Source organism: Shewanella sp. 11B5, from assembly GCF_002836795.1.
Taxonomy (GTDB): domain Bacteria; phylum Pseudomonadota; class Gammaproteobacteria; order Enterobacterales; family Shewanellaceae; genus Shewanella; species Shewanella frigidimarina.
Genome location: NZ_PJAP01000374.1, coordinates 1 through 8,036, shown reverse-complemented (window position 1 = coordinate 8,036; position 8,036 = coordinate 1). Strand labels below are relative to the sequence as shown.

9 protein-coding genes are annotated in these 8,036 nt (G+C 42.6%); all 9 read right to left on the bottom strand.

What is annotated here, in order from left to right:
* Positions 1 to 353 precede the first annotated feature (353 nt).
* A complete protein-coding gene (xthA, locus tag CXF78_RS08495) occupies positions 354 to 1,160 on the bottom strand; it encodes an exodeoxyribonuclease III (RefSeq protein WP_102036512.1) in 807 nt (268 codons plus the stop codon).
* The gene (locus CXF78_RS08490) at positions 1,160 to 1,459 is read right to left on the bottom strand and encodes a YciI family protein (RefSeq protein ID WP_011636894.1); all 300 of its coding nucleotides are present in this window, start codon (positions 1,457 to 1,459) and stop codon (positions 1,160 to 1,162) included. Before CXF78_RS08490 ends, xthA begins: the two co-directional genes overlap by 1 nt.
* A gap of 35 nt (positions 1,460 to 1,494) precedes the next feature.
* Positions 1,495 to 2,046, bottom strand: a complete 552-nt coding sequence (locus CXF78_RS08485) for a septation protein A (protein WP_011636895.1) — start codon at positions 2,044 to 2,046, stop codon at positions 1,495 to 1,497.
* A gap of 120 nt (positions 2,047 to 2,166) precedes the next feature.
* Entirely contained in the window at positions 2,167 to 3,060 is an 894-nt protein-coding gene (locus CXF78_RS08480) for a substrate-binding periplasmic protein (RefSeq protein ID WP_102036511.1), read from the bottom strand.
* Between the two features lie 90 nt (positions 3,061 to 3,150).
* On the bottom strand, positions 3,151 to 3,954 hold the full coding sequence (trpA, locus tag CXF78_RS08475; RefSeq protein ID WP_102036510.1) for a tryptophan synthase subunit alpha: 804 nt from the start codon (positions 3,952 to 3,954) through the stop codon (positions 3,151 to 3,153).
* The gene (gene trpB / locus CXF78_RS08470) at positions 3,947 to 5,158 is read right to left on the bottom strand and encodes a tryptophan synthase subunit beta (protein ID WP_011636898.1); all 1,212 of its coding nucleotides are present in this window, start codon (positions 5,156 to 5,158) and stop codon (positions 3,947 to 3,949) included. Before trpB ends, trpA begins: the two co-directional genes overlap by 8 nt.
* Before the next feature lie 57 nt (positions 5,159 to 5,215).
* Positions 5,216 to 6,619, bottom strand: a complete 1,404-nt coding sequence (trpCF, locus tag CXF78_RS08465; RefSeq protein ID WP_102036509.1) for a bifunctional indole-3-glycerol-phosphate synthase TrpC/phosphoribosylanthranilate isomerase TrpF — start codon at positions 6,617 to 6,619, stop codon at positions 5,216 to 5,218.
* Positions 6,612 to 7,655: an anthranilate phosphoribosyltransferase gene (gene trpD / locus CXF78_RS08460; protein ID WP_102036508.1), complete on the bottom strand. Its 1,044-nt coding sequence runs from the start codon at positions 7,653 to 7,655 to the stop codon at positions 6,612 to 6,614. The genes trpCF and trpD overlap by 8 nt, the downstream gene beginning before the upstream one ends.
* Positions 7,655 to 8,036: glutamine amidotransferase-related protein (locus CXF78_RS08455; RefSeq protein ID WP_180957087.1), on the bottom strand; the 382-nt coding region annotated here is incomplete at its 5' end. The genes trpD and CXF78_RS08455, both read right to left, overlap by 1 nt.

The window sequence follows — 8,036 nt, the reverse complement described above, 5'->3', positions numbered from 1 at the left end:
GTCGATTCAACTCGACCTGCTAGAGCGTATCTTAATGAATCGGTCGAGCTGCTTGAGCAACAATGGCAAGTGTCTAGCCGTTACTTTTTTTAGTTAAACCTATTGCAAGTTAATTCAATAAAGTTAGCAAGACACCGTTAGCAAGATAAAGTTAGCAAGATAGGGGGCAGTTTGAAAGGTGTTTATTATTCCAAGTTTAAGTTAGTTAACGGCTTGTATGGGTTAACTACTAACAAGAGCTAATGGCTAACGCAGAGTCAGCAATCATAAAAAAACGCTATGCTGTTAGGCATAACGTTTTTTGTTCAAGCATCATGTCGTTTAATCTAAGCGTCAGTTAACATCCACTTCGATTAACTAAATGTGCTCCAAATTGGCGCGTGGTCTGATGGTTTATCAATACCGCGTAATTCGTAATCTACATCTGACTCAACTAAACGTGGCAACATTGACTCTGTGACCAGAATGACGTCAATTCGAAGTCCACGGTTATCATCAAAACCTTTACTACGATAATCAAACCATGAATAACGTTCAGTGCGAGTAGGGTGTAATTGACGGAAACTATCGATAAAGCCCCATTGCTGTAAACGTGCGAACCATTCACGTTCTTCTGGTTGGAAACTACATTTACCGGTTTTTAACCAACGTTTGGCGTTAACCTCACCAATACCGATGTCTAAATCGGTTGGCGAAATATTAATGTCACCAATAATCGCGATGTCTTCATCTGCGCTATGATGCTTTTCTAAATGCACCATTAAGTCTTGATAAAACTTACGTTTCGCAGGGTACTTTGTTTCGTGATGGATGCTTTCACCTTGTGGAAAGTAACCATTGAAAACGGTTAATATGCGGCCATTATCTTGCTTGAATTGACCAATAATCAGGCGGCGTTGCGCGTCTTCATCATCGGTTTCAAAACCTTTAATAACATTGACAGGTTCTGCTTTTGACAACATCGCCACGCCATAATGTGCTTTGCCACCATGATAATGGACCTTGTAACCCATAGCCTCAACATCAGCTACTGGGAAAGCTTCGTCATGCACTTTGGTTTCTTGTAAGCCAATTATATCGGGTGAATGACTGTCGATGAGAGCTTGCAGTTGATGCAAACGAGCACGAATACCATTGATATTAAAAGAAACTATTTTCATTAAGGAAGCACTCGTTTAAATGGCTTAACGATAACGCTTTTGTACACGCCAGCACCGATATAAGGATCCACATCAGCCCAAGCTTGTGCATCTTCTAATGAAGGAAAGTCAGCAATAACTAATGATCCTGTGAAACCCGCTTCACCAGGATTTTCATTATCAATTGCAGGGTGTGGTCCGGCAGTTAATAAACGGCCTTCATCGGCTAAAGCTTGTAAACGTGCTAAATGTTCAGCACGAACAGATAAACGCTTTTCTAGACTATTTTCAACATCTTGAGATGAAATCATATACCACATATAGCTGCTTCCTTTATTTGATTTTACATAAACAATTATTGGTTATCAGTAGGTTGCGAGTTGTCATCTTGCATATTTTTATACAGATAAACTACCGTTATTACTGTGTTAATTAAGGTGAGGGCGGTTAAGCCAAATACTTTGAAGTTAACCCAGGTTTCTAAAGGTAAATTAAACGCAATATAAATATTGGCGAAACTACATAATACAAAAAATCCAACCCAATACCATGTGACTTGAGCCCAAATTCTATCGTCCACTTTCATTTCTTTGCCTAACATGCTCTTAAGCGCAGATTTCCCCATGATTTGAGAGGCAATCAACCCTATAGCAAACAAGGCATAAACGATACTGACTTTCCATTTGATAAAAGCATCATCGTGGAAAAATAGGGTGAGGGAACCAAATACCGTCACCATGGCGAAGGTGGCTAAATGCATTTTTTCAATATGTTTATAAATCAGATAGGTAATGACGAGTTGAATAGCCGTGGCAGCAATCAATACTCCTGTTGCTGCGTAGATATCATAGAATTTGTAAACGGCAAAAAAAATGACAAGTGGTAAAAAGTCTAACAGTTGTTTCATAAAAATCTCTTGCAGGAAAAGGACAACAAACCGCTGTCACTACGACAATATATGCCGATTGTAACATGATGAGATAGTGTTTATGAACCATAAGCAGTTGTGCTATTGCTCCCTGAGTGATCATTGTTGCTTTAAGGTGAGCCATAACTGAGTTTCGTTGAGTAGATCAGCACTCTTTTTAGATAAAAAGGGATTATGCAACACAAATTCAGTGCGATTATCCAGCTCTGATTTACTGAGCATACCTTGAGTGATTGGATGGTTGTAGAATAAGTCGTCGAAACTACCGTCATCGATGGCTTTTCTTAGGCCGAATTCAATTCGCTGCGCTAAGGATGTGTTGTCTTTACTGACAAAAAAATAAATGGGGGCGGGATACTTTAATAAAATTCTTTGTTCAAGTATTACATCTGGATAACGGTACAAGTCTCGCCATGGTTCGTGTATTGAGCGGGGATAGTAGTCAAAGCGACCTTTCAGTAACATCGCTATTAAACGACTATCACTGCCCGATGTGACTGTAAAACCATTACTGTTCAAAATTGGCACATCTGGCCAATCAGCGCCTTGGCCAATTAAGGTTTTTTTGATGTCTTCTATGGAGTGTATGTTATCAAATTTAGCTTGATCATTTTTACGGATTAACCCAATTCGGTAACCCATTAGTCCTTTAAGCAATGGCACATAAATAGCTTGTAATTGATCTTCTCGTTCGATGCTGGTCATGGTCCAGACAACATCAATAATCGTGTTATCAGCCACCATTTTAAGTGCTCGACCCTGTGGCATTTGGATCATGGCGGCATTCATTTGAAAGTCACCATATTTATCGCGACTTTTTTCTAACGCAAGTTCAAGTAACGAGACAAAATACGCTTGTTTTGGGTCAATCCCATGAATTGCAGCATTATAAGTGACGATAGTTTTAGGTTGTACAGAGGTATCCACAGCCTTAAGACTGTAGCTAACAAATAGAATGGTAATCGTTAAAATCCCTATTAACGAACTTTTCATATAACACCGAGTTGGTTGATATTTGTCCTAGTATAACGGACATAAAAAAAGGAGCAATAAAATTGCTCCTTTTTCGACCAAAAATGGGGCTTATGTCGCCGCTTTCATTGTAGCGGTAAATTCAGCCAGTTTCGCGAGTAATGTGGCTTCATCATGTTGATGTGCTTCAATGATTTTAACCACTGCAGAACCTGAAATAGCACCAGCGGCTCCAGCCTTGATAGCGGCGCGCACTTGCTCAGGCTCGGCAATACCAAAACCTAATAGCGGTGGCGGCGCATTAAACTCGGCCAGCTGTGCCAGAATATTCTCAATTGGTTCACCCGCTTTGGATTCTGTACCCGTGACGCCAGCTCGTGATAATAGATAGGTGTAACCTTCACCTTGTTCACTGACCATTTTTAAGGTGTCAGAATCAGCATTGGGCGGTGCAATAAAGATCGGTGCAATACCATGTGCTTTGGCGGCTTTACTAAAGGGAGCAGACTCCTCAACAGGCACGTCAGCAATCAACACTGAATCCACACCAGCAGCTTGAGCTTTAGCGTAAAACTCATCAATACCATTAGCAAAAACTAGGTTGGCATAAAGCAATAACCCGATAGGCATATCAGGGTGTTGAGCGCGGACTTTAGTGATGATGTCAAAACAATCACTAGAAGTTGTACCTGCCGCTAATGACCGTAAGTTAGCACCTTGTATAACGGGGCCATCGGCTAATGGATCTGAAAAAGGAAAGCCTAACTCAAGGGCGTCAGCACCATTATCGACTAAGGTCTGGATAATTTTTAACGATAATTCAGGGCTCGGATCGCCAATGGTCACAAAAGGAACAAACGCACCTTTATCTTGTGCTTTCAGTGCAGCAAATTTTGCTTGATAACGGTTACTCATTGCCGCTCTCCTGTTGTTTTTGTTTGGCTTCTAAAATATCTGCCACTGTAAAAATATCTTTGTCACCACGGCCAGATAAATTAACCACTAAAATAGTTTCTTTAGTGGCTTCTTTTGCCATGCGTACAGCATAGGCTAGGGCATGGGCAGACTCTAATGCAGGAATAATCCCTTCGCAACGAGCGAGCGTTTGAAACATTTCAAGTGCTTCATCATCGGTTGCAGACTCATAACGAGCACGACCAATGGCATTTAAATGCGCATGTTGTGGCCCAACGGATGGGAAATCAAGCCCCGCTGAAACCGAATATGACTCTTCAATTTGACCGTCGCTATTTTGCATTAAGGGTGATTTCATGCCAAAGAAAATACCGGTTTTACCATGTTTAAGCGGCGCGCCATGCATCGGGGTATCAATGCCTTTACCAGCAGGTTCTACACCAATTAATTCCACTGACGGTTCGTCAATAAAGTCGGCAAACATGCCTATAGCGTTCGAGCCACCGCCTACACACGCGATAACGGCATCAGGTAAACGACCTTCTTTTTCAAGAATTTGTTTCTTGGTTTCTTCACCAATCATTCGTTGGAATTCACGCACAATTGTCGGGAATGGGTGCGGGCCGGCTGCTGTACCTAATAAGTAATGCGCTTTATCATAACTTGCAGACCAGTCGCGCATGGCTTCGTTACAGGCATCTTTTAAGGTTGATGAACCCGATGTAACTGGAATAACCTCAGCGCCCATTAGCTTCATTCTAAATACGTTTGGAGACTGACGTTCAATGTCTTTGGCACCCATGTAGACTTTACATTTTAAGCCTAAAAGCGCACAGGCTAGAGCAGTGGCCACACCATGTTGGCCAGCGCCTGTTTCGGCAATGATTTCTTTTTTACCCATACGCTTAGCTAACAAAGCCTGACCCAATACCTGGTTGGTTTTATGCGCACCACCGTGGAGTAAGTCTTCACGCTTTAGGTAGATTTTCACCAGCGGATTTGGACTTAAATTACGGGTAAGTGTTAGCGCTGTTGGGCGGCCAGCATAGTTTTTCAACAGGTCGGTAAACTCAGCGATAAAGCTTTCATCTTGTTGTGCTTCAACAAAGGCCGTTTCGAGTTGTTTTAATGCAGGCACTAAAATCTGCGGTACGTACATCCCACCGTATTCGCCAAAATAAGGGTTAAGCTTGAGCTCGGTCATAAATATTCCCTTCGAGTAATCATGTTTTTAACTAAAAATAGTGTCGTAAATAGAAAATTAATTACGGCGTAATTGAGTAAATGCAGCAATCAGTTTTTGGTGGTCTTTATGGCCAGGGGTAGATTCTACTCCTGAATTTAAGTCGACCCCATAAAATCCTTGTTGGCTTGCTAGATAAACATTGTCTGGGGTTAATCCTCCCGCCAACATCGCATCTTGTTTATCATCAATATCTGCTTGCCAATTAAACGTTTGCCCGGTGCCGCCAAATTGTTGTGCTGACTTGCTGTCGTATAAATAACGATCGGCGCCAGCAGGTTTTTGGCTCACTTCGCCGTTGTTACTGCTAATTGCAACGGCTTTCCAAATTTCGGTATTGAGCTGTTGTTGCTTAAGTAACGCTTTTAATTCTGTGATTTCAAGTTCAGTTTCATTGCCGTGTAATTGCACTGCAAAAAGATTCAGCGTTTGGGCTAATGAAGCGATATCTGCAACGGGGTGATTAACAAACACACCCACCATATTTAAGCCAATATTACGTTGCTGCATTTGGGCGATTAATTCACTTGCTTGTGCAGGTGTTACGGCTCTAGGTGATTTTGGATGAAAAATTAGCCCTCCAAATACCGCTCCAGCTGTAGCTACTGCCTCAATATCGTCAATTCGAGTCAAACCGCAGACTTTATTGTTCCCAAAAATAAGTTGTCTGCACGCTAAATCAATATCGTCTTGCGCCATAATTGAACTGCCAACAAGATAACCGTCAACCAATGGATTTAGGCGGCAAACTTGTTGATGGTTATAAATGCCTGATTCACTAATGACCACTCTGTCTGCTGGGATTTGTGGTGCTAATAACTCAGTTGTCGCCAAATCAGTACTTAAGTCGCGTAAATTACGATTGTTAATACCAATTATTGGGGCAAGGAGATCAATCGCTCGAATCAATTCTGCTTGGTTACTGACTTCGGTTAAGGTATCTAATTGATACTTAGCCGCTTCGTTGGCTAATAAACGATATTGCTCATCATCAAGTACTGACAACATCAGTAAAATGGCATCAGCACCTTGATGGGCTGCCAATTTCACTTGATACGGGTCAACAAAAAAGTCCTTACAGATAATCGGTTGAGTTACCCTTGCGCGGACTTTTGGAATGTAGTCCATGTCACCTTGGAAAAACTGTTCATCGGTTAGCACAGAGATGCCAGCAGCGTAATGGACATAAATATCTGCGATGGCTTCAACATCAAATACAGGGCGAATAAGCCCTTTAGAAGGGCTGGCCTTTTTACACTCAAAAATAAACTGAGCATTAGGTGCTTTCATGGCATCGTATAAGCTACGGTCAGATATTTTAGGTTGTAGGTTGGCTTCAGGGAAACGCAGTTTTAGCGCGGCGATATGGGCCACTTTAGTATCAACGATACGGGTTAATACATTACTTTCTGGCTTACTCATTGTGTTCTCCAGCTTGGCTCGCGGCAGCTAAATCGGTTAATAAGGTAAAAGCTGTACCGCTGGCGAGTGTGGCAAGTGCTAGCTGAGTACCGGCTTGAACTGAGTCGCAAATACCACTGATATACAAAGCACAACCTGCATTAATCGCCACGGCATCTCGATGAGCAGGGAGGCCTTTACCTTGTAAAATGGCTTGAGTGATTAAAGCGTTGTCTGCTGGTTCTCCACCCGTTAGCTGTGCTATGTCTGCACGGTTAACACCGAGATCTTCAGGGCTAAGTTGGTAAGTACGCACCACACCGTCTTTTAGTTCTGCCACATGAGTATTATCATGTAATGCTACTTCATCTAAACCACTGCCATACACCACCATAGCGCGTTTAACCCCAAGGGCATGAAGTACTTGCGCAATAGGTTCGATAAGTTCAAGTGTATAGACGCCCAATAGCATAAATTCTGGGCTTGCTGGGTTAATTAATGGGCCTAGCACATTAAAAATAGTCCGAGTTTTTAACGCTTGTCTTACTGGTACTGCGTGTTTCACTCCGCCATGGTAATGCGGCGCAAATAGAAAACATAAGCCAAGCTTATCTAAACATAGGCTTGCAGCGTCTGGTGCCATGGTGAGCGCAATACCGCAATGTGACAGTAAGTCAGAAGAACCAGACTTACTTGATACGCTGCGGTTACCGTGTTTTGCTACTTTTGCCCCCGCAGCTGCTGCAACAAATGCGGCTGTAGTCGAAATGTTGATGGTGTTATGGCCATCGCCACCTGTACCGACAATATCAACAATGCCGCTTTGTTTTGAGGCATCACTGCGTGGGAAAGGTTTAGCGGCTTGGCGTAATGCGTCTGCTGCACCGGCTATTTCATCAATGGTTTCGCCGCGCATTTTTAGCGCCACTAACATACCCGCCATGGTAGCAGGTTGCATATCACCTTGAATAATAGTGCTAAACACTTGTGCCATTTGTTCGCGAGTTAATGGCTTACCTTGGTACAGATGGTCGAATAAGGTTTGCAGATTATCCATTACTTACCTCCAGTAAAGGCATGGTCTTGGGTTAAATACGCTAATGTCTGCGTAAGTAACTGACTGCCTAAGGTGGTTAAAATTGATTCTGGATGAAATTGAAAGCCCATTGCTTGATGTTGTGGATGCAATACTGCCATTGGCATGTCATCTGTGGTGGCAATAACGTCTAAACAGTCAGGTACTTTAGTCGCAACTAAGCTGTGATAACGGGCAACCGGTAATGGGGAGGGTAAATTGGCAAATACGCCCTGACCATTATGGAAGGTCGGGCTGGCTTTACCGTGGACAACAAACGGTGCTCGTTCTACTTTGCCGCCATAATATTCAACCATGGCTTGATGACCTAAACAGATGCCAAGCATTGGGACTTTACCAGCC